General features: G+C 72.3%; 19 protein-coding genes. 7 read left to right on the forward strand and 12 right to left on the reverse strand.

The genetic code is table 11. The features are described from left to right. Nucleotides 1-55 precede the first annotated feature (55 nt). On the forward strand, nt 56-2,200 hold the full coding sequence (locus tag GRC12_RS15185) for a discoidin domain-containing protein (RefSeq protein ID WP_208779775.1): 2,145 nt from the start codon (nt 56-58) through the stop codon (nt 2,198-2,200). Between the two features lie 90 nt (nt 2,201-2,290). Here GRC12_RS15185 and GRC12_RS15190 read toward each other — a convergent pair whose 3' ends face one another. From GRC12_RS15190 to GRC12_RS15205, 4 genes are all read right to left on the reverse strand, one after another. Next, nucleotides 2,291-3,226, reverse strand: a complete 936-nt coding sequence (locus GRC12_RS15190) for a PDR/VanB family oxidoreductase (RefSeq protein WP_208779776.1) — start codon at nt 3,224-3,226, stop codon at nt 2,291-2,293. Then, nucleotides 3,223-3,399, reverse strand: a complete 177-nt coding sequence (locus tag GRC12_RS15195; RefSeq protein WP_208779777.1) for a hypothetical protein — start codon at nt 3,397-3,399, stop codon at nt 3,223-3,225. Before GRC12_RS15195 ends, GRC12_RS15190 begins: the two co-directional genes overlap by 4 nt. Further along, nucleotides 3,396-4,469, reverse strand: a complete 1,074-nt coding sequence (locus GRC12_RS15200) for an aromatic ring-hydroxylating dioxygenase subunit alpha (protein ID WP_208779778.1) — start codon at nt 4,467-4,469, stop codon at nt 3,396-3,398. The genes GRC12_RS15195 and GRC12_RS15200 overlap by 4 nt, the downstream gene beginning before the upstream one ends. 113 nt (nt 4,470-4,582) lie before the next feature. Beyond that, nucleotides 4,583-5,044: a GNAT family N-acetyltransferase gene (locus tag GRC12_RS15205; protein WP_208779779.1), complete on the reverse strand. Its 462-nt coding sequence runs from the start codon at nt 5,042-5,044 to the stop codon at nt 4,583-4,585. 340 nt (nt 5,045-5,384) lie between these two features. Between GRC12_RS15205 and GRC12_RS15210 the strand changes: the two genes are divergently transcribed. Both GRC12_RS15210 and GRC12_RS15215 read left to right on the forward strand, forming a co-directional pair. Then, nucleotides 5,385-5,756, forward strand: a complete 372-nt coding sequence (locus tag GRC12_RS15210; protein ID WP_133042157.1) for a phage holin family protein — start codon at nt 5,385-5,387, stop codon at nt 5,754-5,756. Further along, nucleotides 5,753-6,199, forward strand: coding sequence for a DUF3618 domain-containing protein (locus GRC12_RS15215; protein ID WP_208779781.1), 447 nt, complete (start codon nt 5,753-5,755; stop codon nt 6,197-6,199). The genes GRC12_RS15210 and GRC12_RS15215 overlap by 4 nt, the downstream gene beginning before the upstream one ends. An 80-nt stretch (nt 6,200-6,279) precedes the next feature. Here the strand turns inward: GRC12_RS15215 and GRC12_RS15220 are convergent, their stop codons facing one another. The 4 genes from GRC12_RS15220 to GRC12_RS15235 all read right to left on the reverse strand — a co-directional run bounded on the left by GRC12_RS15220 (nt 6,280) and on the right by GRC12_RS15235 (nt 12,038). Then, complete coding sequence (locus GRC12_RS15220) at nt 6,280-7,419, reverse strand: C40 family peptidase (RefSeq protein WP_208779782.1); 1,140 nt, start codon at nt 7,417-7,419, stop codon at nt 6,280-6,282. A 166-nt stretch (nt 7,420-7,585) separates the two neighbouring features. Continuing rightward, complete coding sequence (locus GRC12_RS15225; protein WP_208779803.1) at nt 7,586-8,068, reverse strand: RNA polymerase sigma factor; 483 nt, start codon at nt 8,066-8,068, stop codon at nt 7,586-7,588. Nucleotides 8,069-8,183: 115 nt separating this feature from the next. After that, nucleotides 8,184-8,849 carry a M15 family metallopeptidase gene (locus tag GRC12_RS15230; RefSeq protein WP_208779783.1) on the reverse strand — a complete coding sequence of 222 codons (666 nt, stop codon included), beginning with the start codon at nt 8,847-8,849 and terminating at the stop codon, nt 8,184-8,186. 84 nt (nt 8,850-8,933) lie between these two features. Further along, nucleotides 8,934-12,038, reverse strand: a complete 3,105-nt coding sequence (locus GRC12_RS15235; protein WP_208779784.1) for an AfsR/SARP family transcriptional regulator — start codon at nt 12,036-12,038, stop codon at nt 8,934-8,936. Nucleotides 12,039-12,658: 620 nt separating this feature from the next. On the opposite strand from GRC12_RS15235, the gene GRC12_RS15240 reads away from it, so the two are divergent. Together GRC12_RS15240 and GRC12_RS15245 are read left to right on the forward strand one after the other, a co-directional pair. After that, on the forward strand, nt 12,659-14,713 hold the full coding sequence (locus GRC12_RS15240) for a phosphocholine-specific phospholipase C (RefSeq protein WP_208779785.1): 2,055 nt from the start codon (nt 12,659-12,661) through the stop codon (nt 14,711-14,713). A 91-nt stretch (nt 14,714-14,804) separates the two neighbouring features. Then, nucleotides 14,805-15,695, forward strand: coding sequence for a phospholipid scramblase-related protein (locus GRC12_RS15245; RefSeq protein WP_208779786.1), 891 nt, complete (start codon nt 14,805-14,807; stop codon nt 15,693-15,695). 7 nt (nt 15,696-15,702) lie between these two features. Here GRC12_RS15245 and GRC12_RS15250 read toward each other — a convergent pair whose 3' ends face one another. Further along, the gene (locus tag GRC12_RS15250; RefSeq protein ID WP_208779787.1) at nt 15,703-16,650 is read right to left on the reverse strand and encodes a hypothetical protein; all 948 of its coding nucleotides are present in this window, start codon (nt 16,648-16,650) and stop codon (nt 15,703-15,705) included. Next, entirely contained in the window at nt 16,647-17,447 is an 801-nt protein-coding gene (locus tag GRC12_RS15255; RefSeq protein WP_208779788.1) for a phosphatase PAP2 family protein, read from the reverse strand. The genes GRC12_RS15250 and GRC12_RS15255 overlap by 4 nt, the downstream gene beginning before the upstream one ends. A gap of 254 nt (nt 17,448-17,701) precedes the next feature. Here GRC12_RS15255 and GRC12_RS15260 point away from each other — a divergent pair, with 254 nt between their 5' ends. Next, the gene (locus GRC12_RS15260) at nt 17,702-18,313 is read left to right on the forward strand and encodes a TetR/AcrR family transcriptional regulator (protein WP_208779789.1); all 612 of its coding nucleotides are present in this window, start codon (nt 17,702-17,704) and stop codon (nt 18,311-18,313) included. Between the two features lie 156 nt (nt 18,314-18,469). Here GRC12_RS15260 and GRC12_RS15265 read toward each other — a convergent pair whose 3' ends face one another. Next, a complete protein-coding gene (locus GRC12_RS15265; protein WP_208779790.1) occupies nt 18,470-19,507 on the reverse strand; it encodes a DUF2510 domain-containing protein in 1,038 nt (345 codons plus the stop codon). 228 nt (nt 19,508-19,735) lie between these two features. On the opposite strand from GRC12_RS15265, the gene GRC12_RS15270 reads away from it, so the two are divergent. Further along, nucleotides 19,736-22,420, forward strand: a complete 2,685-nt coding sequence (locus tag GRC12_RS15270; RefSeq protein WP_208779791.1) for an ATP-binding protein — start codon at nt 19,736-19,738, stop codon at nt 22,418-22,420. 1 nt (nt 22,421) lies between these two features. Here GRC12_RS15270 and GRC12_RS15275 read toward each other — a convergent pair whose 3' ends face one another. Continuing rightward, complete coding sequence (locus tag GRC12_RS15275) at nt 22,422-23,213, reverse strand: SDR family NAD(P)-dependent oxidoreductase (RefSeq protein WP_208779792.1); 792 nt, start codon at nt 23,211-23,213, stop codon at nt 22,422-22,424.

A 23,213-nucleotide genomic window follows, 5' to 3' on the forward strand; every position in this document is an offset into this window, starting at 1 on the left:
CGCACCCCCACCCCGAAGGGATCGGCACATGTCCAGGTCCAGATCTGTCAGGCGCATGCCAGCAATCGGGGCGGTCGTCGCCCTCGCGGCCGGCACGCTCGTCACCCTCGCTCCGGCCGCCCACGCGGCCGCCGGCGCCACCCTGCCCTTCACCTCCGTCGAGGCCGAGTCCGCGACGACCACGGGTTCGAGGATCGGCCCCGACTACACCCAGGGCACCCTCGCCTCCGAGGCCTCGGGGCGCCAGGCCGTACGGCTCACCTCCGGTCAGCGCGTCGAGTTCACCGTGCCGCGCGCGGCCAACGCCGTGAACCTCGCCTACAGCGTCCCCGACGGCCAGTCCGGCTCGCTCGACGTGTACGTCAACGGCGCCAAGCTCGCCAAGACGCTCCCGGTCACTTCCAAGTACTCGTACATCGACACGGGCTGGATCCCGGGCGCCAGGACGCACCACTTCTTCGACAACGCCCGACTGCTGCTCGGCCAGAACCTCCAGCCGGGCGACAAGGTCGCCTTCCAGTCGAGCGGCACCCAAGTCACCGTCGACGTCGCCGACTTCGAGCAGGTCGGCGCCGCCGCCACCCAGCCCGCGGGATCGGTCTCGGTCACCTCCAAGGGCGCCGACCCCAGTGGCAACGGCGACTCCACCCAGGCGTTCCGGGATGCGATCGCCGCCGCCCAGGGAGGAGTGGTCTGGATCCCGCCCGGTGACTACAAGCTGACGTCCTCGCTGAGCGGCGTCCAGAACGTCACCCTGCAGGGCGCCGGCAGCTGGTACTCCGTGGTCCACACCTCCCGCTTCATCGACCAGTCCAGCTCCTTGGGCAACGTCCGCATCAAGGACTTCGCCGTCATGGGCGAGGTCACCGAGCGGGTCGACTCCAACCCTGACAACTTCGTCAACGGTTCGCTGGGACCGAACAGTTCGGTCTCCGGGATGTGGATCCAGCACCTGAAGGTCGGCCTGTGGCTGACGGGGAACAACGACAACCTCGTCATCGAGAGCAGCCGCATCCTCGACACCACCGCCGACGGCATCAACCTCAACGGCACCGCGAAGGGCGTCCGCGTCCGCAACAATTTCCTGCGCGACCAGGGCGACGACGCGCTCGCCATGTGGTCGCTGTACTCGCCCGACACCGATTCCAGCTTCGAGAACAACACCGTCTCGCAGCCGAACCTCGCCAACGGCATCGCGATCTACGGCGGCACCGACATCGCCGTCAGGAACAACCTGGTCTCCGACACCAACGCCCTCGGCAGCGGCATCGCGATCTCCAACCAGAAGTTCCTCGACCCCTTCTCCCCGCTCGCCGGCACGATCACGGTCGACGGCAACACCCTCGTCCGCACCGGCGCCATGAACCCCAACTGGAACCACCCCATGGGCGCGTTGCGCGTCGACTCCTACGACAGCGCCGTCAACGCCACGGTGAACATCACCAACACCACCGTCACCGACAGCCCGTACAGCGCCTTCGAGTTCGTGTCGGGCGGCGGACAGGGCTACCCGGTCAGGAACGTCACCGTGGACGGCGCGACCGTGCGGGGCACCGGTACGGTCGTCGTCCAGGCGGAGGCCCAGGGCGCGGCCACCTTCCGCAACGTCACGGCGACGGGCGTCGGCGCCGCGGGAATCTACAACTGCCCCTACCCGGCGAACTCCGGCACCTTCGTCCTCACCGACGGCGGCGGCAACTCCGGCTGGAGCAGCACCTGGGCGGACTGCTCGACCTGGCCGCAGCCAGGGCAGGGCAACCCCGACCCCGACCCGAACCGCAACCTCGCCAAGGGACGTCCGGCCACCGCGACCGGCTCACAGGACGTCTACACACCCGGCAAGGCGGTCGACGGCGACGCGAACAGCTACTGGGAGTCGACCAACACCGCCTTCCCGCAGTCCTGGACGGTCGACCTGGGCTCCTCCTACGCGGTCCGCCGGCTGGTGCTGAAGCTGCCGCCGTCCTCCGCCTGGGGCGCGCGCACGCAGACCGTCACCGTGCTCGGCAGCACCGACGGTTCGGCCTACTCGACCGTCCTCGGTGCCGCCGGCTACCGCTTCGACCCGGCGACCGGCAACACGGCGACCGTCGCCCTGCCGAGCGGTGTGAACCTGCGCTACCTCAGGCTGTCGGTGAGCGCCAACACCGGCTGGCCCGCAGGGCAGTTCAGTGAGGTGGAGGCGTATCTGACGTCGTGAGCGCGTCGTTCGTACCCCCGCGCTCCGCCGCGTGGACCCGCTCCCGCACGTGGGTCCGCGGCTCGGCGAAGCGCGGGGCGGCCGTGGCGGTCAGAGGTCGAGCACCAGCCGCCTTCCCCGGCAGCGCGAGACGCAGATCATCATGGTCTCCCCGCTCTCCCGCTCCTCCTCCGTGAGCACGGAGTCCCGGTGGTCCGGGGTCCCCTCCAGCACGTCGGTCTCGCAGGTGCCGCACGTGCCCTCGGTGCAGGAGAACAGCACCTCGACCCCGGCGGCCCGGACGGCGTCGAGCACGGAGACGTCCGGCGCGACGGTGACGGTACGGCCGCTCTGCGCCAGCTCCACCTCGAACTCGTCGTTCTCGCCGGCTGGTTGGTCCTTCGGCGAGAACCGCTCCACCCGCAGCCGGTCGGCCGGGCAGCGCTCCTCGACCGCGTCCAGCAGCGGCCCGGGACCACAGCAGTACACGAGCGTTTCCTCAGGCAGGTCCGCCAGCACGGAGGCGAGATCCAGCAGCCCGGTCTCGTCCTGCGGGGCGACGGTCACTCGGTCGCCGTACCGCGCCAACTCCTCGGTGAACGCGATGGAGTCACGGGTCCGGCCGCCGTACAGCAGGCTCCACTCGGCGCCCGCCGCCTCCGCCGCGGCCAGCATCGGCAGGATCGGGGTGATGCCGATCCCACCCGCGACGAAGCGGTAGCGGGGCGCCGGCTCCAGCCGGAAGTGGTTGCGCGGGCCGCGCACCCGGACCTTGTCGCCCTGCCCCAACTGCTCGTGCACATGCGCGGATCCGCCACGTCCGTCCGGCTCCCGCAGCACGGCGATCCGCCACGCCGAACGGTCCGCGGGATCCCCGCACAGCGAGTACTGCCGCTCCAGCCCGGGGCCGAGCACCAGGTCGACATGGGCGCCCGCCTCCCAGGCCGGCAGATCCTCGCCGAGCGGGTGGCGCAGCGTGAGGGCGAGCACGCCGTCGGCCGCGAACTCCCTGCGGTCGACGACGAGTTCGGCTTCGTACACGGTCATGAGTCGCTGCTCTCCTGTGGCCGGTGTCCTTCGGGATGGGCGAGCATCCACTCCCACATCTCGACCGGGTCCTGGGCGGTGTGCTCGGCGCCGCAGTGACAGGTGCCGTGCAGCACGTCGGTGCCCGGCAGCCAGTCGATGCGGTAGATCTCCCCGGTGGCGCCGGTGCTCACAGGACCTTCTCCACGGGCTTGTCGCCCTCCTCGACCAGGCGGGCGAGGATACGTCGGGCGGCGAGACCGCCCGTGTCGATGTTGATGCTCAGCTCCTGGTAGCCGGTGCGCTCGGTGCCGAGCGTCCGCTGCAGCAGGTTGAGCGCGTCGACGTCCTGCATCACCACGGTGTGGTTGTTGCCGCGCAGGAACTCGGTGACCTCGGCGTCCTCGGTCGCCCAGTCCCGCGAGACCATCCAGAAGTCGTACACGTGCCCGTCGGAGGACGGGGTGATGGCGTACGTGATCTCGGTGTGGAAGCCGTTGGGGTCACTGCCGTCGGCCTCGGGCAGCACACCGACCGGGGCGATCCGGCTGTGCAGCAGGTACAGGCAGGGCGCGTGGTACTCGATGTCCTGCCACCGGGTGATCCGCCCCTCGATACCCGTCGACTTCGCGTAGAACGGCGGGCACGCGGCGTCGTCCATGTGCCGGCTCACCCGCACGATGCCGGCGCCCTCGTCGACCTCGGTGGTGATCGGGGTCTCGGCGACCTCGGGGGTGCCGATGTAACCGCCGTGCAGGTACGTCTCGTGGGAGAGGTCGAGGAGGTTGTCGACCAGCAGGCCGTAGTCGGCGTCGATGGGCTCCATGCCGCGGACGGTGACCCAGCCGGGGGAGTCGAGGTGCTTGGCGCGCGGGATGGTCTGCGGGTCGGCGAGCTGCGGGTCGCCGATCCACACCCACACCAGCGAGTCCTGCTCGACGACGGGGTAGGAGGCGACGCGGGCGGTGCGCGGTATCCGCTTCTGCCCCGGCACGTACACACAGGTGCCGGTGGTGTCGTACGTGAACCCGTGGTACCCGCACACGAGCCGGTCACCGTCCAGCCGGCTCGGCTTCTCGTGCAACGGGAACCGGCGGTGCACACAGCGGTCCGCGAGCGCGACGGGCGCCCCGTCCTCCTCGGTCCGGTAGAAGACGAGCGGCTCCCCGAGAACGGTCCGCCCGAGCAACTCCTCCCGCCCGACCTCGTGACTGTAGGCGGCGACGTACCACTGGTTCCTGGCGAAAGCGGTGATGTGCGGCATGGATGCGGCTCCCGTCTCTGGGTGATGGCGACATCGTCGGGACGGGCCGCCCGGGGGCGCAACACGGCTTCCGCGTCACGGAAGAGCGCTTGGAAAGTGCCTGGTGAGAGCGGTCATGCCGGAGGCCGTGGTGGCGTTGTCGGGCCTGCGAGCGGGGCCAGCGGAAGCAGGAAGTAGCAGCCCCGGTTGTCGTCGTCGCGCACGACGGGGTGGACAGCGAAGCCGAGCCGCAGCTTGAGGCGGTGATTTCCCGTGTTCTCGCCGGCGCTGTGCGATCTGACCTGATGGCATCCTTGCGCACCCGCCGCCTCGATGACCGCGCGCTGCAAGGCCGTACCCACGCCCGTCCGGCGCGACCGCTCCCGCACCCCGAAGGCGAGGATCTTCGCCTCTGTCACAACCTGTCCGTCGAGGGTGACCGGTGGGCAGCCTGTGTCGGGGCCGACGGGCTGGACCACGTAACGGCAGAATCCGACGGGCGGGCCGTCCTGCGGTCCCGCGGCCAGCAGGTGGGAACTCAGATGGAAGCCGGCGGCGAACCGCACCCAGTCGCCCTGTCCGAGCTCATCGATCAACGGCCACACCGGATCGTCCTCAAGGCGACCGGCCGGCACTTCTCTGACCTCTATCTCCACGTCCGAGGACGCTAATGAGGGTTCACCGCGGGCGGCAAGCGTTTCCGACGCCCCGCACCGGTCGGCCGGCTGCGCCTGGCCCATGGCGTCAGTCGGAAAGACTCCACATCCGATCGCACCGCTCGTCTGTGAACTGCGGTCTTCCGGGTACTCGCGTGCGAGTGAAAAGGGCCGGATGCCCGGCCCAGGACGAGAGCGACGGGAGGTGACGGCCGTGTCGAGCACCCAGCGATCCGCGCCCGGGACGGACCACGGCGCGCACCCCTCCGGCCAGGAGCCGGTGAGCGAGCTTGTGCAACGGGCCTCGCAGCAGCTGACGGAGCTGGTGCGGGGTGAAATGCGCCTGGCGCAGGCGGAGATGAAGGAGAAGGGCAAACGCTACGGCAAGGGCGGTGGTCTGTTCGGCGGCGCCGGTGTGGTCGGCTTCCTGATGCTGGAGGCCCTGGTGGCCACCGTCATCGCGGCGCTGGCCGTACCCCTCCCCGTGTGGGCCGCCGCGCTGATCGTCACCGCCGCTCTGGCCGTGATCGCCGCGGTGCTGGCCCTCGGCGGGAAGAAGCAGGTCGGCCAGGCCGCGCCGCCCACGCCCGAGCAGACGATCGAGAACGTGAAGGCCGACGTGGCCGAGATCAAGGAGAGCGCACAGCGATGACCCAGCCACCCCACGACGAGCCCACGGCCGCCGGTCCCGAGGAACTGCGCGAGCAGGTGGAGCAGACCCGCGCGGAGCTCGGCGAGACCGTCGAGGCGCTGGCCGCCAAGGCCGATGTCAAGACACGGGCCCAGGAGAAGGCCACCGCGGTCAGGGAACAGGCCACCGCCAGGGCCGGCGAGCTGAAGACCAAGGCCGCCGACCTGGCGCATCAGGCACAGGACAAGTTGCCCGACCCGGTCAAGGACAAGGCCGCCCAGGCCGCCGGACAGGCCCGCGCCAAGGCCGCCCAGGCCGGCCAGGTCTGGCACGACAAGGCGCCCGAACAGGTACAGCACACCACCGCTCAGGGAGCGCGACTGGCGCGCGACAACCGCAACCTGCTGCTGGCGGCCGCCGGTGCGGCCGTCCTGGTGTGGCTGGCCTGCCGCCGCAAGGACTGACCCGCTCGGTTGCGAGCCTCATCCCGTGGCCGCCGGGACGAGGCTCGCGGTCCTGGTCTGCCGTCGCCCGTCGTGTCCCGTCAGCAGGTGGAGACGCCGGGGAGCCAGGCGGGGCCCTTGATGTAGATGTTGGTCATCCAGGAACCGTCGGTCAGTTTGGCCCACGCGTCGTTGGTGTAGCCGTCCGCGGTCACCTCCTGGGCGTGCGCCTGGCAGACCACGTTGACCGTCGTGGGCTGCGCGAAGTAGTCGACGACGCCGGCGTTCACGTTCGGCTCGCTGTGCGTGCGCACTCCCGTCCCCCACGTCTGGAACGGCGTGCTGCCGCCCGACGGCGGCGGCGTGCTGCTTCCGCCGCAGTCCGGTACGCCGGGCAGCGAGGCCGGGCCCTTGATGTAGATGTTCGTCATCCACGAACCGTCGGCCAGCTTCGACCAGATGTCGTTGGTGTACCCCTCCGCGGTGACGGTCTCCGCGTGCTGCTGGCACTGCACCGACACCTGGGTGGGACCGGCGAAGGTGTCGACGACGGCGGACCGCACGCTCGGCGTGGAGTGGGTGCGCACTCCGGTGCCCCACGTCTCGAAGGTCGTACCGCCGTTCGCGGGCGGGGGAGTCGGGGTGCCCGACCCGTTGACCCGGATCGCGCCCGCGTAGTCGCCGCCCGTGCGCACCGGGGTGACCCTGATATGGGTGCCCGACTCGTAGGCCTCGACCATCTGCCCGTTGCCGAGGTACATGGCGACGTGGTGGATGTGCCCGTTGCCCCAGAACATCAGGTCGCCCGGCACCAGCGGGGCGGTGCCCTGCCCGGCGGAGAAGCGGGCGGAGGCCTGCGAGCTGTGGAACTGGTCGTCCGCCGTGCCGTTGAGCAGGTCCCTGCCGGTCGCCCTCCAGTACGCGTACCGCATCAGGCCGGAGCAGTCGAAGCCCTTCCGCTCGTTGTCGTGCAGGCTGTCCGGGTCCGAGCCGTCGTAGTAGCCGTAGGTGGCACCGGGCGTCGCCCCGTGACCGCCGCCCCAGCTGTACCAGACGCCGATCTGGGAACAGGCCGCGCTCACCGCGGCCTGCGCGGTGGCCGAGGCGCCCGGCGCGAGGACCCCGCAGGAGGTGTCCTCGGCGGCGGCGTGGGCCGGGGCGGAGAAGAACGCGGTCAGGGCCAGGACCGAGGCCCCCAGAAGCCCGCCGCTGGTCCGGCGGCGCGTGCTGCTGATCTTCACGGAAGTCATCCTTCGTCGATGAGTCAGTAAGTCTCAGTGCGTCTCAGTGCGTCTCAGTGAGTAGATGTGTCGATGAGTCGGTGCATCGATGAGTCGTCACCGGCTGAACCGGAGGCGGCAGTTGGCTGCGGGCCGCTCCCCACCCCCGTGGGGGAGCGGCACGGTCCTAGAGGTCGAGGGCGGCGCGGATCTTGGCCAGGCCCCGCATGCGGTTGCGCTGGACGGTGCCCCGGTGGGCGCCGAGCCGCTCGCCGGCCGTGTCGTGGCTGAGGCCCTCCAGGTCCACGAGGATCACCGCGGCGGCCTCCTTCTCGGAGAGCGTCCGCAGCAGCGCGAGCGTGGTCGCCGAGGCCTCGTACGAGGCGAGTCCGCCGTCCCAGCCCGCCTCTGGCAGCCGGTCGGTGCTCCGCTCCCGGCGGGAGGGGTGCTGCCAGGAGTCTCTGAGCAGGTTCAGGGCTACGGTGCAGGTGTAGGCGTACGGGTGCCGCTGGTGCGTCAGGTCCTCGGCGCGGGCGCGCCGGGAGAGCCGTAGATACGTCTCCTGGAGCAGGTCGTCGGCGTCGTGCGGGTTGCCCGTGAGTGCCAGTAGCCGTCGGCGCAGCCGTGGCATCTCGGCGGTGAAGGAGGCGTCGAAGTCCCCCGGGCTCATCCGGCCGGGGTCGGGGCCGGGGATTGGCGTGGGCGGACAGGCGGCGTTGCTGATCTCCAACGAGGTTCCCCCTCGGTCGTACGGTGTGGTCGTGCCGTGTCCTGGTCGCGGCTGGTCAGGCCGTGGACCCGGGCGGGACGGCGGGGCCGTAGCGGGCGGCGGGGGCCCGGCGGACAAGGGCCCAGTACCGGTCGCCGTAGGACCAGTGCCACCATTCGGTCGGGTAGTTGACGAAGCCGGCCGCGGTGAGGGCCCGGTTCATCGCGGCCCGGTTGGCGCGCGCCTCGGCGCCGATGCCGGGTGCCTCGGTGCGGCAGGCGCCCCCGCTCTCCTCCGGCGTGGCGTTGACCTCCGTGCCGAGCGGCAGTTCCCTGCCGTCCCGGTCGCACAGCGTCAGGTCGACCGCCCCGCCGCTGACGTGCGGTGCCACCTCCGGCGGGGAGATGTAGGCGCTCGCCAGTTCACGGATCCGCTCGGGACCCGCGTCCGGGTGGGCCCGGCGCATCACCTCCGCGTACTGCTCGAAGTACCGCCGCTGCAGGTCCGGCGGCCGGTACCCCTCCACCACCAGGAACCGGACACCGGCCGGCAGCAGACGCTGAGCCCGCACCAGCCGGCGCAGCGCGCCGGAGCGCAGATGGGCGTAGTCGCCGTCGACGTCCGCCTGCCGGTGATCGAGCCGCAGTTGGTCCGTCCCGCGCAGGTCGACCAGCGGTTCACCGCAGTCTGCCTCCGCGACCGCCGCGACCCGTGGGTCCGAGAGCGTGATGATGTCGGTCACGCGGATCAGCGTCGCCCAGGCCGCTGCACATGCTCTGCAAGTTGCCTGTAAGCGGTCTACCGGCCTTTCCGCAGCCGGTCGGGATCACTCGCCGGCGTCCGGTTCGTGGGCCTCCCGGCAGTCCAACTCCCGGAAGACCGCCATCGCTTCGGCACGCGCCGAGCGCGCGGCCGGCTCGTCCCCGAGTGCCGCCCGCACCCGGGCGAGGTCCCGGAGCGTACGGGCCCGCCACAGCGGCAGGCCCAGGGACTCCCACATCGCAAGCGCCCGCTCCAGCGGCTCCCGGGCGCCGGCCGGATCACCGGCCGCCAGCCGCGACTCGCCCACGGTGCGCAGCACCAGTGCCTCCCCGAACCGGTCCTGGCGCTCGCGGGCCACCTCCAGGCACCGGTCGAGCCGCGCCCGCGCCGCGTCCAGGCGGCCCTGCCGCACCTCGGTCTTGGCCAGGGACTGTTCGGTGTACATCACCCCGAACTTGTCCTGCAGCCCGTCGAAGATCCTCAGTGCCTCCAGCAACAGCCGCTCCGCATCGGCCAGTTCGCCCTCGGCCCGGTGGCACAGGGCCAGCGACCGCAGGGTCAGTCCCTCGCCGTGCCGGTCGCCCTCCGCGCGGTAGAGCTCCAGCGCCCGCGACAGGGCCTGAAGGGCCTGCGGGCCGCGTCCCTGTTCCCGGTGCACATAGCCGATGCCGTACAGCACACGGGCCCGGGCGCCGCGGTCCGCTAACTCGCCGTAGCGTTCGAGCGCGGCCGTCAGCAGGTGGGACGCCTCGCCGTACCGGGCCTGTTCGCGCCGTGCGGTCCCCATGCCGGCGAGCGCCAGCGCCTCGCCCCACGGCACGTCGCCGCGTGCCTCGAACAACCTGAGGGCCTGGCCGAAGTAGGCGTACGACTCCTCGAACTCGTCCTGCTCGTAGCGGAGTTGCCCGAGGCCCGTGAGCAGCCACGCCTCGCCCTCGCCGTCCCCGCTGCGGCGCACGGCCGCCATCGCCGCGGCGTGGGAACGGGACCAGGCGTCGAACTGGTTGTAGAGCGCGGCCGAACTCGCGATCAGCGCCCCCGCCAGATCGCGGGCGGCGCGGTCCATCCCGTGGTCCGCGCAGTACTCCACCGCGGCGAGCAGACAGGCCTGTTCCGCCGCGAACCAGGCGGCGGGCCGCTGGAGCAGCTCGTCCTCGCCCCGGGGGTCGAGAGCGTCGAGGGGCCGTACGGCCGCCGGCTCCGGGAAGTACCGGGCCGCTCCGCCCGGCCCGCGGGCGGCCGCCCGTTCGGCGAGCCCCAGCCAGCACTCCACCAGCCGTTCGACGGCCCCGGTGCGCTCCTCGGCGCTCTCCTCGGACAGACAGCGCTCCCGGGCGTGCTCGCGGGCCAGGTCGTGGATGCGGTAGCGGACGCGTCCGGTGTCGTCGGCGCCGAGCACGTCGACGAAGTGGCAGTCCACCAGCCGCTCCACGGCCTCCTCTGCCTCCTCCGTGCCGATGTCCAGCAGCGGGGCGGCGATCCAGGCCGCGAAGTCGGGCAGGTCGAGCAGGGCGAGCCGGCGCAGCGCACGCCGCTCCTGCGGGTCGAGGTCGCCGTACCCGAGTTCCAGGCTGGTGCGTAACTCCAGGTCACCGGCGCGCAGTTCGTTCAGCCGGCGCCGCTCGTCCCGCAGTCGGCCGGCGAGCCGGCCGGGGGCCCAGTGCGGACGGGCCGCGAGGCGCGCCCCGGCGATCCTGACGGCCAGCGGCAGCCGCCCGCACAGCGAGACGATCTCGGCGGCCCGCTCCGGCTCGGCGTCGGTGCGCTCCGCTCCGGCCACGCGCCGGAGCAGTTCGAGCGCCTCGGCCGGCTCCGGCACGGTGAGGTCGAGGTGGGTGGCGCCCTCCAGCGCGACGAGCCGGCGGCGGCTGGTGACGAGCACGGCGGAGCCGGGGCCCGGCGGCAGCAGGGGCCGCACGTGTGCTTCGCCGGCCGCGTTGTCGAGGATCAGCAGAACACGCCGGTGCGCGATGTGCGTGCGGTACAGCCCCGTCAGCTCCTCGACCGAGGACGGCAGCGTCTCCGGTTCGGCGCCCATGGCGCGCAGCAGCCGGGCGAGGGCGTCGGCGGGCTCCAGCGGTGCGGTGTCGGCGGCCCGCAGGTCCACGAACAGCCGCCCGTCCGGGAAGAGTTCGGCCGTGCGGTGGCCGACGTGCACGGCGAGCGCGGTCTTGCCCGTGCCGGACCGCCCGGAGACGACACCGATGGGCGGGGCCGTGCGGCCGGCGGCGTCGACCCCGCGCAGCAGCGAGACGGCCCAGTCGATCTGCTCCGAGCGGCCCACGAAGTCGGCGATGTCCGGCGGGAGATGGGACGGGGCGGGCCGTGGGCGCGGTACGGGATCCGTCGCTCTCGCGGTCTCCCGGGGCTTCGGACGTCCGGCGGGCTGGGCCGTCGCACTCCTGGAGCCGGTGCCCAGGAGCGCGGGATCGTTGGTCAGGACCGCCTTGTGCAGCGCCCGTAGCTGCGGCCCGGGGTCGATGCCCAGCTCCTCGCGCAGGACCTCGCGGCCCTCCTGGTAGGTGCGCAGGGCGTCGGACACCCGGCCGGTGCGCGCCAGCGCGGTCATCAACTGGCCACGCGGGCGCTCCCGCAGCGGGTGGGTGGCGACGTGCGCGAGCAGGGGAGCGATCGTCCGGTCAGCGCGGCCCAGCTCCAGTTGCAGGCCGAAGGACTCCTCCTGGCCGACGACCCGCAGCTCCGCCAGCCGGGCCGCCTCGATCCGGGCGAACGACTGGCCGAGCCCCTCCAGGGCCTCCTGCCCGCGCCACAGACCGAGCGCCTCGGACAGCAGGTCTCCGGCCTCCTCGGGGCGGCCCGCCGCGGCCGACGCCCGGCCCGCGGTGAGCAGTTCCTCGAAGCGGCGGGAATCGACCCGGGAGGGATCCAGTTCGGCGTAGTAGCCCGGCGGCCGGGTCCGCACGACGTCCGCCTCGCCCACCCGGGCCAGGGCCCGGCGCACGGCGGAGACATGGGTGGCGACGAGGGCACCGGCCGTCGCGGGCGCCTGTTCGTCCCACACGAAGTCCACGAGCCGCTCGGTGGACAGGACTTCGCCGAGATGGACGACCAGGGCGGAGAGCACCGCCAGGGGCCTGACCCCGCCCAGGGGCACGCGCCGGTCCCCGTCCCACAGCTCCACCGGACCGAGCAGACGTACCTGGAGCATCGTTCCCCGATCGCCGAACCGCCCGCCCCCCGCGGATCGTGGCAACGATATCGGCGCATGCATTGGGTGGACATGCCAAAGACCGGACCGGCTGGCCGGATCGGGCCGGTCCGCGGCAGCGGAGCGGGTCCCCGACGGGGCCTGGCGTCCGGAACGAGAACAGCTGCCTTCCCGGTCCTCCTCGGCTCGTCACTTGGCTGGATCCGAGCGACACGCGGACGCACCGCTCACCCGTGTGACGGCGGCGCGGGGGCCGCCGTATGACAGGAGACGCGAGAAAAGCCCGTGTGCTCGCGACGTCATACGAATGTGGCCTCCCCCGCCCCGACGGGCTGCACGGCGGGAGACCCGACGGCCCGTCAGACCGCCACGGCGGCCGCCGCCTCGCGGCTTCCGGACAGCGCCTGCGCCCCGGGCTCCTTCATCAGCTGACGACGACAGACCGCGGCCCGCCGGTCTCCCCGCCGGCGGGCCCCCGTCGCGCATCACCTCTCGTACTGACGACTTTCACACGGACGCCACCGGACCCTTCCCTGACGTTTGTTGCTCTTGGAACACTCGCACCGCGCGCAATCCGTCACGTTCCGGCCATCCGCACCCAGGATGAGAGGCACTCACCCATGCCCGAAGTAAATCGGCGCCGATTCCTGCAACTCGCGGGCGCGACCACCGCCTTCACCGCCCTGTCCAACAGCATCGAGCGCGCCGCCGCGCTGCCCGCGAACCACCGCACGGGGTCCATCGAGGACGTCGAGCACATCGTCGTCCTGATGCAGGAGAACCGTTCTTTCGACCACTACTTCGGTTCACTCAGAGGCGTCCGCGGCTTCGGCGACCCGCGCCCGGTGACCTGGCCGAACGGCAAGTCGGTCTGGCACCAGCAGGACGCGGGCGGCAAGGAGATCCTGCCGTTCCACCCCGACGCCGACGACCTGGGCATGGCCTTCATCCAGGACCTCCCGCACGGCTGGAACGACGGACACGCCGCCTTCGACGGCGGCAAGTACGACAAGTGGGTGCCCTCCAAGGGCTCCACGACCATGGCGTACCTGACCCGCGAGGACATCCCGTTCCACTACGCGCTCGCCGACTCCTTCACCATCTGCGACGCGTACCACTGCTCGTTCATCGGCTCGACCGACCCCAACCGGTACTACATGTGGACCGGTTACACGGGCAACGACGGCCAGGGCGGCGGCCCGGTCCTCGGCAACGACGAGGCCGGCTACAGCTGGACCACCTACCCGGAGCGCTTGGAGAAGGCCGGCGTCTCCTGGAAGATCTACCAGGACGTCGGCGACGGCCTCGACGCGGCCGGCGGCTGGGGCTGGATCCAGGACGCCTACCGCGGCAACTACGGCGACAACTCGCTGCTGTACTTCAAGCAGTACCAGAACGCGGGGCCCGGCGACCCGCTCTACGACAAGGCCCGCACCGGCACCGACGCGACCAAGGGCGAGGGCTTCTTCGACCAGCTCAAGGCCGACGTCAAGGGCGGCAAGCTGCCGCAGATCTCCTGGATAGTGGCCCCCGAGGCCTTCACCGAGCACCCCAACTGGCCCGCGAACTACGGCGCCTGGTACGTCTCCCAGGTCCTGGACGCGCTCACCGCCGACCCGAAGGTCTGGGCGAAGACCGCGCTGTTCATCACCTACGACGAGAACGACGGCTTCTTCGACCACCTGATCCCGCCCTACGCGCCGGGCTCGGCCGCCCAGGGCAAGTCGACCGTCGACGTGGGCCCGGACCTGTTCAAGGGCGACGCCAGCCACCCGGCCGGCCCCTACGGCCTCGGCCAGCGGGTGCCGATGCTCGTCGTCTCGCCCTGGAGCAAGGGCGGTTACGTCTGCTCCGAGACGATGGACCACACCTCGATCATCCGGTTCATGGAGCGCCGCTTCGGTGTGCACGAGCCGAACATCTCGCCCTGGCGCCGGGCCGTCTGCGGTGATCTGACCTCGGCGTTCGACTTCTCCCACCAGGACACCAAGCCGGTCGCCCTGCCGGGCACCGACGGCTACCGGCCGCCGGACAAGAACCGCCACCCCGACTACGTCCCGACCCCGCCGGCCAAGGGCTCCCTGCCCCGGCAGGAGCGCGGTCTGCGCCCGGCACGTCCGCTCAAGTACGCGCCCCACGTGGACGGTTCGGTCGACGCGGCCGCCGGGAAGTTCACCCTCACCTTCGCCTCGGGGGCGAAGGCGGGCGCCGCCTTCCTGGTGACCTCCGGCAACCGCACGGACGGCCCCTGGAGTTACACCACCGAGGCCGGCAAGTCCGTCACGGACACCTGGAACTCGGCGTACTCCGGCGGATCGTACGACCTGACGGTGCACGGCCCCAACGGCTTCCTGCGCGTCTTCAAGGGCGTCAACAAGACCGCCGGACCCGAGGTCACCGCCCGCCACCACGGCGACGACCTCGAGCTCACCTTCACCAACAAGGGTTCCGGCACGGTGCGGTTGCGGCTGAGCGGCGGTTACGGCCACAAGTCCCAGATCGTCACCGTGCGGCCCGGCGCCACGGTGAAGCACGGCGTCGACCTCAAGGCGAGCCGCCGCTGGTACGACCTCACCGTCACCTCCGAGGCCGACCCGGCGTTCGTACGGCGGTTCGCGGGCCATGTCGAGAACGGGCGTCCGGGTGTGAGCGACCCGGCGATCCTCACCGCGTAGGCGAACGGGCGGTGGCAGGCAGGTAAAGGGTGATGCAGGGCGTGCCCCGGGGTCTGGTCAGGTGCCGGTGGGCCCGGGGTAGTGTGCCCCGGTGACCACGCATTCGAACACTCCTGCAGGCTGGTATCCGGATCCGCACGGTGCGCCCCAGACACTCCGGTACTGGGACGGCGCGCAGTGGACCCAGCACACGCACGCGGACCAGCAGCAGGCCCCGCAGCACGCCGCTGCCCAGCAGGTGCCGCAGCAGCACGTGCCGCAACAACAGGTGCCTCACCAGCAGATGCAGCAGCAGGTGCCGCAGCAGCCCGCGGGGCCCGATCCGCGGGTGCAGCGTCAGGTGCAGCAGCAGGCCGGGGTCGCCGCGGGCGGCCCCGGTGGCGGCACCCTGTTCTCCGAGCCCGTTCTGGTGGTCAACCAGAAGGCCAAGCTGATCGAGCTGACCAACGAGTACACGGTCATGGATCAGAACGGCCACCAGATCGGCTCGGTGACCGAGGTCGGGCAGAGCACGCTGAAGAAGGTGGCGCGATTCGTCTCCAGCCTCGACCAGTTCATGACGCACCGGCTGGAGATCCGGGACGCCCACGGGCAGCCGCAGTTGGTGCTGACCCGGCCCGCGAAGGTCTTCAAGTCCCGGGTCATCGTGTCCCGTCCGGACGGTTCGCCGGTCGGTGAGATCGTCCAGCAGAACATGATCGGGAAGATCAACTTCGCGATGACCGTCGACGGGCAGCAGGTCGGCGCGATCAAGGCGGAGAACTGGCGGGCCTGGAACTTCGCGATCGTCGACCACGCGGAGAACGAGGTCGCCCGGATCACGAAGACGTGGGAGGGGCTCGCCAAGACGATGTTCACCACCGCGGACAACTATGTGCTGCAGATCCACTATCAGTTGCCCGAGCCGCTGCTGAGTCTGGTCGTGGCGACGGCGCTGACCGTCGACACGGCCCTGAAGCAGGACTCCCGGGGTCTCGGCTGACGTTCCGTCAGAGCGAGGTGAGGTGCCCCGGGTCGACCGACTGCCGGGGCACCAGCGCCGGTTCGAGGGTGGCCGTCTCCGGCTTGAGCGCCAGGACCGCCGCCACGGGGTGCTCCTCTTCCGGCGCGACCGGTGCGACCGGCGCCACGCGGGTCAGGAGCACGACCCCCCACGCCGCGAGCGCCGCGCCCGCCAGGCCCAGCAGCACACCCGCCACGCCGCCGCGCAGGCCCTGGCCCAGCAGGGTGAGGCCGATCACCGCGGCCGCCACCGGGTTGGACAGGGTCACCACCGCGAGGGGGGCGCCGAGGCCGCCCTTGTAGGCGGTCTGCGACAGGAGCAGGCCGCCCACCGCGAACGCGGCCACCATGACCGCCACCAGGACGACCCGCAGGCTCAGCACCGGACCCGAGTGGTCGGTCGCGGCGACCGTCACCGTCTGGGTGAGCGCCGAGGCCACACCCGAGGCGAAGCCGGAGGCCGTGGCGTGCCGGAGGCCCGGGCGGGCCCCCGGACGGGCCAGCAGGCCGATCAGGGCGGCGGTGACGCCCGCGACCGCCACCGCCTCCGTCAGGCTCAGCACCTGCGCGGGCGCCGAGCCGGACGCGGTGACCAGCAGCGCGGCCAGTCCGGCGAGGGTGAGCGCCGTACCGCGCCACTCGCTCGTGCTCACCTTGCGGCCGGCCACCCGCGCCCCCATCGGCACCGCGGCGACGAGGGTGAGCGCGCCGAGCGGCTGCACGACGGTCAGCGGGCCGTATTTGAGGGCGACCACGTGCAGCAGGGCCCCGCCGGCGTTGAGTCCGACCGACGCCCACCAGGCTCCCGCGCCCAGCAGACGCAGCATGCCGGTGCCGGAGCTGCGGGCGGCGAGCCGCTCCTGGGCGACGGCCGCGGCCGCGTAGGCGACGGCGGAGACCAGGGACAGCGCGACGGCGACGAGGGTGGCGGTCATCGGCCCGCTCCCACCAGGACGTTGTCCTCGGCGACGGGCGCGAGCTGTTCGGTGCCGCGTCCGGCTGTGGTGGTCGTGCGGTGGGGACGGTGGATGAGGGCGAGCGCGGCGCCGAGCATCGCGGTCGCCACGATCGCGTCGAGCCAGTAGTGGTTCGCGGTGCCGACGATGACCAGCAGGGTGATCAGCGGGTGCAGCAGCCAGAGCCAGCGCCAGCGGGACCTGGTCGCCGCGATCAGGCCGATGGCCACCATCAGGGCCCAGCCGAAGTGCAGCGAGGGCATCGCCGCGAACTGGTTGGAGAGGTGGTCGGAGGAGGGCGGGCCGTAGACCGAGGGGCCGTAGACGTGCGCGGTGTCGACGAGGCCGGTGGCGGCCAGCATGCGCGGCGGGGCCAGCGGGAACACGAAGGGCAGCACCAGGGCCGCCGAGGTCACGGTGGCGAGCACCCGGCGGGCCCAGACGTAGTGCGCGGGGCGCCGGAGGTAGAGCCAGACCAGGAAGGCCACGGTGGCGGGGAAGTGGACGGTCGCGTAGTAGGTGTTGGCGACGCGCGCCAGGGTGTCGCCGTGCAGCAGCAGGGACTGCACCGAGCCCTCGCCGGGCAGATGGACCGCTCGTTCGAAGTCCCACACGCGGCGGGCGTTGTGCAGGGCCTCGCCGGTGTGGCCGGTCGCCAGCTGACGGCCGAACTTGTAGACGAGGAAGAGCCCTGCGACGAGCAGGAGCTCACGGACGAGCGGAGGCCGGGCTATGGCGCCGGTCTCTCCTTCTGCAGGCTCGGTGCGGGCATTCATCCCCCGGCCCCTTCGCTGACGGTGGTGCGGTGTGCTGGCAGGAGTCGAGACCGCTGTCGGGGCCCGAACTCATCGGTACGCGTCCGTGCCGAAACGAAAGCGTTCCGATACGGGAGTGTACCGATACTGAGGCGTTCCGGTACACTGGCGTATCGATTGAGGAACGCCACACCGGATCCCGGGAATAAAGCCGGGATAAGGAACCGCTCGAGAGCCGGGCTCGGCACACCGCTTGAGACGAAGGAGAAGGGCACATGACGTCGCAGGCCGCGGACGGACCGGAGACGGTCGCCTCGCGCCGCTCCAAGATCACGCCGGAGCGTGAGCAGGAGTTCTTCGACGCCGTGCTCGAGCAGATCCGCGAGTGCGGGTACGAGGCCGTGACCATGGAGGGCGTGGCCGCCAGCACGCGGTGCAGCAAGTCCACGCTGTACCGGCAGTGGAAGACCAAGCCCCAGTTCGTGGTGGCCGCCCTGCGCTCCCGGCGCAGCAAGCGCCTCGGCGGCATCGACACCGGGTCGCTCGCGGAGGACCTGCGCGAGGCCGCCCGCGCGATCGGGCGCTGGTCCAACACGGACACCAAGCTGCTGCAGGCCCTCGGCCACGCCGTCACCCAGGACGAGGAGCTGGCCCGGGCGCTGCGGGAGGCGCTGGTCTTCCCGGAGATCGAGGCCCTGCGGGAGCTGCTGCGGCGCGGGGTCGAGCGCGGAGAGGTGTCCGCCGACAACCCGGCCCTGGAGTACATCCCGGCCCAGATGTTCGGCATCGTGCGGGTCCGCCCGATCCTGGGCGACGGGTACGCCGACCCCGACTACCTGGTCTGCTTCGTCGAGGCCGCCGTGCTGCCGGCCCTGGGCCTGACCTGAGACGCAGGCCGCCGTCCACGGGATGACTGGACGGTGGCCTGGCCGCGCCGCACCGTGGGGACGGGGGCGGCGCGCACCCCCCGGCCGGGTGGGGCTCCTCCTTGAGCGGAGGGGAGCCCCGCCCGGCCGACCGCTGTCCGGGGCCGGGGGCCGGGGTCAGACGTTGTGGCCGTCCCCGCCGCCGGTGGACACCTTGATGCCCTTGGTGATGTCGTCGATGACGGACTCCTTCTGGCCGACGTCGACGCCGAAGCGGACCACGACGATCTCCGAGGGGTTGGCGGGCGACGGGAAGGCGAGCGACTCGACGTAGCCGTCGGCGCCCTTGCTGGTGACCGCCTTCCAGCGGACCAGATAGCCCTTCTGCCCGGCCACGGTCACGGCCTTGGACTCGAGCACGTCGTGCGAGGTGATGGAGCCGTAGGTCGTGCCGCCGTAGGACTCCTTGGCGTTCGCCGCGATGTCGGCCTTCGCCACCGCCTCGGCCGTGCTGCCGGCCGTCTTGAGCACGGAGGCCGGCGCCGAGTACGCACCGCCCTTCGTGCAGGTCTGGGAGGTGTCGCCCGGGCACTTGTAGGACGCGTCGGAGGTGACCGAGGCGCCCACCTGGATCTGCTGCCCGTACCAGCCGTCCGGAATGGGCAGACTGATCCCGCTGACCGGGTCGGCCACCGAACCACTGGTGATCTTCGGCGCCTCCGACTGCCCGGGCGCGGGCGACTGACCGCCGTCACCGCCACCCGAACCACCCGAGCCACCGGAGCCGCCCGAACCTCCGGAGCCGCCGCCGTTGCCGCCGAACGGGCCGCCCTGACCGCCGAATCCGCCCTGACCGCCCGAACCCTGCTGGGAGCCGGCGTTGCCGTTCGAGCCGCCGTTGTCGGTCAGCGCCCACACACCCACCCCGATGCCGGCGAGCACCGCCGCGGCCACGGCGACGGCTATGCCCGTGCGCAGACCACGCTTCGGGGCGGCCGGCGGGTGCGCGGGGTACGCCGGATAGGCGGGATACGCCGCGTACGCCGGATCCGCCCCGGCCGTCGGCGACTGCGCCGGGGGACCCCATACGGCGGCCGAGCCCACGGGTCGGGTCCGGTCCGTCCATGCCTTGCCGTCCCACCAGCGCTCGGCGGCGGGACCCTCACTCGTCTGCCCCGGATCGGGATACCACCCGGGAGGAGTCACCTGCGTCATGCCCCCACCGTATGAGGCGTCGGTGAAAGCGGGATGAGAGGATCCGGCCTTCGCCCCGCCGTCTCCTCGCGAGGCCTCCCGGCGGCAGGTCACAGCCCTGGCGCGTCGACCCGTCGCGACCGGTTCACCCGTCACGGGAACTGGTGGCCCGACCGTGCTCCGCCGGACCATGGCGACGGCTACGCTCGACCTCGGTACGTCGTTCGGGCGACTTGGGGAGGTAGCGGGATGACGGAGGCACGGCCCGGAGAGGCCGCCTCGGCCTCCCTGTGGGAGCGCGAAGAGGAGATCGCCGCCGTCGAACGGGCGGTGGACACCCTGTGCGCCGACCGTTCCTCCCCGGGCGGCCTGCTGGTGATCCGGGGCGAGGCGGGCCTGGGCAAGACCAGGCTGCTGGCCGAGACCCGGCGCATCGCCGAACAGCGCGGCTGCGCCGTCTGGTCGGCCCGCGGCGCCGAGACCCTCAGGTCCGTCCCCTTCAACGTGGTGCGCCAGCTGTTACAGCCCGCGCTGATCTCGCTGATGCCCGAGGAGGCCCGCGAGTACCTCGGCGACTGGTACGACGTCGCGGGCCCCGCCCTCGGCATCACCGAACCGGGGGAGCGCCAGGCCGACCCGCAGGGCGTCTACGACGGCCTGGTCACCGCCGTCCGCCGACTGGCCCGGCGCGACTGGCCGTTGGTGCTGCTGATCGACGACGCGCACTGGGCCGACCAGGAGACCCTGCGCTGGCTCGCCGCGTTCGCCGAGCGCCTGGAGGACCTGTCGGTGCTGGTCGTCGTCGCCCGCCGGCCGGCCGACGTCAGCGGTGAGAGCGCCCGCCACCTGGAGGCCGTCGCCGCCGCGGCCGGCCCCGCCGCCGTACTGAACGCCCTCACCCCGGAGGCCACCGCGGGCCTCACCCGCGCCACCCTCGGCGCGCACGCCGACGCCCCGTTCTGCCGCGAGGTGTGGGCCGTCACCGGCGGCAACCCGTACGAGACCGTCGAACTCCTCGCCAAGGTCCGCGACAGCGAGCTGGAGCCGACCGAGACCGGCGCCGCCGAACTGCGGGCGCTCAACCGCTCGGCCCGCGGCGGCGGCCTCGTCGCCCGCCTGGAGGAACTGGGCATCGACGCCACCCGGTTCGCCTGGGCGGCCGCCATCCTCGGCACCGGCATCACCGTCGACCTGGTCGCCCGGCTCGCCACCATGAACCGCGACGACGCCGCGCGCTGCGCCCAACTGCTCCAGGGCGCCCGCATCCTCACCGCGCCCGACCCCGCCGGCACCCAAGGGGACGCCGGGGAGCTGGAGTTCGTCCACCCGCTGATCGCCTCCGCCGTCTACAACTCCATCCCGGACGCCCTGCGCACCGCCATGCACGGCATCGCCGCCCAGGTCATCACGGACTCCGGGCTCGGCGCCGCCATGGCCTCCCGGCATCTGCTGCGGGTCCACCCGGACGACGACGAGGAACTCGTCGCGCAACTGCGCGAGGCCGCCCGCGAGCACCTCGCCGTCGGCGCCCCCGACGCGGCCCGCCACTGCCTGGAACGCGCCCTGCTGGAACCGCCCACCCCGGACGTCCACGCGCACGTCCTGTACGAACTCGGCTGCGCCACCCTCCTCACGGCGCCGCCCGCCACCACCATCGACCACCTCCGCAACGCGCTCGCCATACCCGGACTCCAGGGCGCCGAGCGGGTGGACGCCGTCTTCCGGCTCTCCCAGGCGCTCATGCACAACGACCAGTTGGAGGAGGCCGTGCGCACCGCCGAGGCGGAGGCCGCCCGGCACGAGGAGGGGCCCGCCAAACGGCGGCTGCAGGCCGTGCACTTCATGTGGGAGGCCATCTACGTCGGCGAGGCCATCTCCCCGGACCGCTCCGAGCGCCTGGCGGCGCTCGCCGGCAGCTGCGCCGGCCGCGACAACTCCGAGCGCGCCCTGCTGATGCTGCGCGGTTTCGACGCCCTGATCCAGGGTCAGAGCGCCGAGGAGGTCGTCGAGTTCTGCGACCGCTCCCTGGTCAACGGCCGGCTCGCGCCCGGGCTCGGCTGGACCGACACCGAGTGGGGCTTCGAACTGCTGCTGATGCTCGGCAACTGCTACGCCTTCACCGACCGTCTCGACCGCGCCGACAGCCTCTACAACGAGGCCCTGCACGCGTATGAGTCGGCCGGCTGGAGCGGCGGCCACCTCGCCCTGGCACACGCCTGCGTGGGCCTCGGCCACCGGCGGCGCGGCCGCCTGCGGGAGGCGGAGGCATCCCTGCGCGAGTCGCTTCGGCTCGCCGAACGGGTCGGCCGCGGACTGCCGTTGTACTGGAACGCCACCTGCAACCTCGTCGACACCCTGCTCGCCCGCGGACACGTCGAGCAGGCGTGGGAGATCGCCGAGCAGTACGGGTTCGCGCCGCCGTACCCGTCCACGATCGCCATGCCGGACTCACGGTCCGTGCGGGGCCGTCTGCTGCTCGCCGTCGGCCAGACCGAGGACGGCATCGCCGAACTGGAGGCGGCGGAGAAGGCCGCGGCCGCCCGGGGCCGGCACAACCCGGTCATCGTGCCCTGGGCGCTGGACCTGGCGCGCGCCCTCGCCACGAGGGACCCGGAGCGGGCCGCCCGGATTGCCGCGGACGCGAGGTGGCAGGCCGAGCGGTTCGGCACGGACACGGCGATCGGCGAGGCCCTCCGGTGTGCCGCGGCACTGGAGAGCGGACAGCGCGCGGTCCGGCTGGCCGCCCGGGCCGTGGCCTACCTGGAGGCATCCCCGTGCCAGTACGAGCACGCGGCGGCACGGATCGAGTACGGCATCGCCGCGCGGCAGGACGCCGACCTCGAACGGGGTCTGGCGCTGGCCCGTTCGTGCGGGGCGGACGGCCTGGTGGCGCAGGCGCGTCAGGCGCTGGAGCCGGGGCACGCGGTCCGGTAGGTCACAGCGCCAGCAGCTGGTCCGTGACCGCCGACAGACGTTTGTGCACCTCGCGGTCGTACGTCGACTCGTGCGCCCGCGACGGGGTGGTGCCGTCGAAGTAGCCGCCCGTGCCCCGGTCCTCGGTGGCCAGGGACAGGACGCCCGGGGCGCCGTCGGCGACCGTGTTCCAGGGGGCGATCCCGCCCTCGCGGACCATGGCCGTGTCCATGAAGGTCGCCGGGTGCAGCACGTTCACCGCGACTCCGGAGCCCGCCAGCTCCTCGGCCAGGGCGAAGGTGTGCGCGGCCAGGGCGAACTTGGCGCGGCAGTACGCGGCGAAGCCGGCGTAGCCGCGCCGGAACTCGATGTCGTCGAAGTCGACCGGTTCCTGGCCCACCGAGCCGACGTTGACGATCCGCGCGGGGGTGTTCGCGCGCAGCACCGGCAGCAGGGCCCGGGTGAGGACGACGGGCGCCAAGTAGTTGACCGCCAGCCGCAGTTCGTGCCCGTCGACGCTCAGCTCGCGGCCCGTGCCGGGGGCGCCCGCGCCCACGCCCGCGTTGTTGATCAGGACGTCCAGGTCGGGGTGCGCGTCGGCCACGTGCGCCCCCAGCTCGCGGACCTGCGCGAGCGAGGCGAGGTCGGCGACGAAGCCCTCGGCGTCTCCCTCCGTGCGCAGCTCCTCCACCAGCCGCTCCGTACGCTCCGGATCGCGGCCGTGCGCGAGGACGACATGGCCCGAGCGGACCAGCTCGAAGGCGACGTACCGGCCGAGGCCGGAGGTGGCGCCGGTGATGAGAATCGTGGACAT

Origin of the sequence: Streptomyces griseorubiginosus, from assembly GCF_017614965.1 — a bacterium.
Lineage (GTDB): Bacteria > Actinomycetota > Actinomycetes > Streptomycetales > Streptomycetaceae > Streptomyces > Streptomyces griseorubiginosus_B.

Coding starts and splice junctions, on each gene's coding strand:
- GRC12_RS15275 (WP_208779792.1), bottom strand. CDS start 23,213: ATGTCCACGATTCTCATCACCGGCGCCACCTCCGGCCTCGGCCGGTAC.
- GRC12_RS15250 (WP_208779787.1), bottom strand. CDS start 16,650: ATGACCGCCACCCTCGTCGCCGTCGCGCTGTCCCTGGTCTCCGCCGTC.
- GRC12_RS15215 (WP_208779781.1), top strand. CDS start 5,753: ATGACCCAGCCACCCCACGACGAGCCCACGGCCGCCGGTCCCGAGGAA.
- GRC12_RS15240 (WP_208779785.1), top strand. CDS start 12,659: ATGCCCGAAGTAAATCGGCGCCGATTCCTGCAACTCGCGGGCGCGACC.
- GRC12_RS15270 (WP_208779791.1), top strand. CDS start 19,736: ATGACGGAGGCACGGCCCGGAGAGGCCGCCTCGGCCTCCCTGTGGGAG.
- GRC12_RS15185 (WP_208779775.1), top strand. CDS start 56: ATGCCAGCAATCGGGGCGGTCGTCGCCCTCGCGGCCGGCACGCTCGTC.
- GRC12_RS15200 (WP_208779778.1), bottom strand. CDS start 4,469: ATGCCGCACATCACCGCTTTCGCCAGGAACCAGTGGTACGTCGCCGCC.
- GRC12_RS15190 (WP_208779776.1), bottom strand. CDS start 3,226: ATGACCGTGTACGAAGCCGAACTCGTCGTCGACCGCAGGGAGTTCGCG.
- GRC12_RS15265 (WP_208779790.1), bottom strand. CDS start 19,507: ATGACGCAGGTGACTCCTCCCGGGTGGTATCCCGATCCGGGGCAGACG.
- GRC12_RS15235 (WP_208779784.1), bottom strand. CDS start 12,038: ATGCTCCAGGTACGTCTGCTCGGTCCGGTGGAGCTGTGGGACGGGGAC.
- GRC12_RS15260 (WP_208779789.1), top strand. CDS start 17,702: ATGACGTCGCAGGCCGCGGACGGACCGGAGACGGTCGCCTCGCGCCGC.
- GRC12_RS15255 (WP_208779788.1), bottom strand. CDS start 17,447: ATGAATGCCCGCACCGAGCCTGCAGAAGGAGAGACCGGCGCCATAGCC.
- GRC12_RS15225 (WP_208779803.1), bottom strand. CDS start 8,068: ATGAGCCCGGGGGACTTCGACGCCTCCTTCACCGCCGAGATGCCACGG.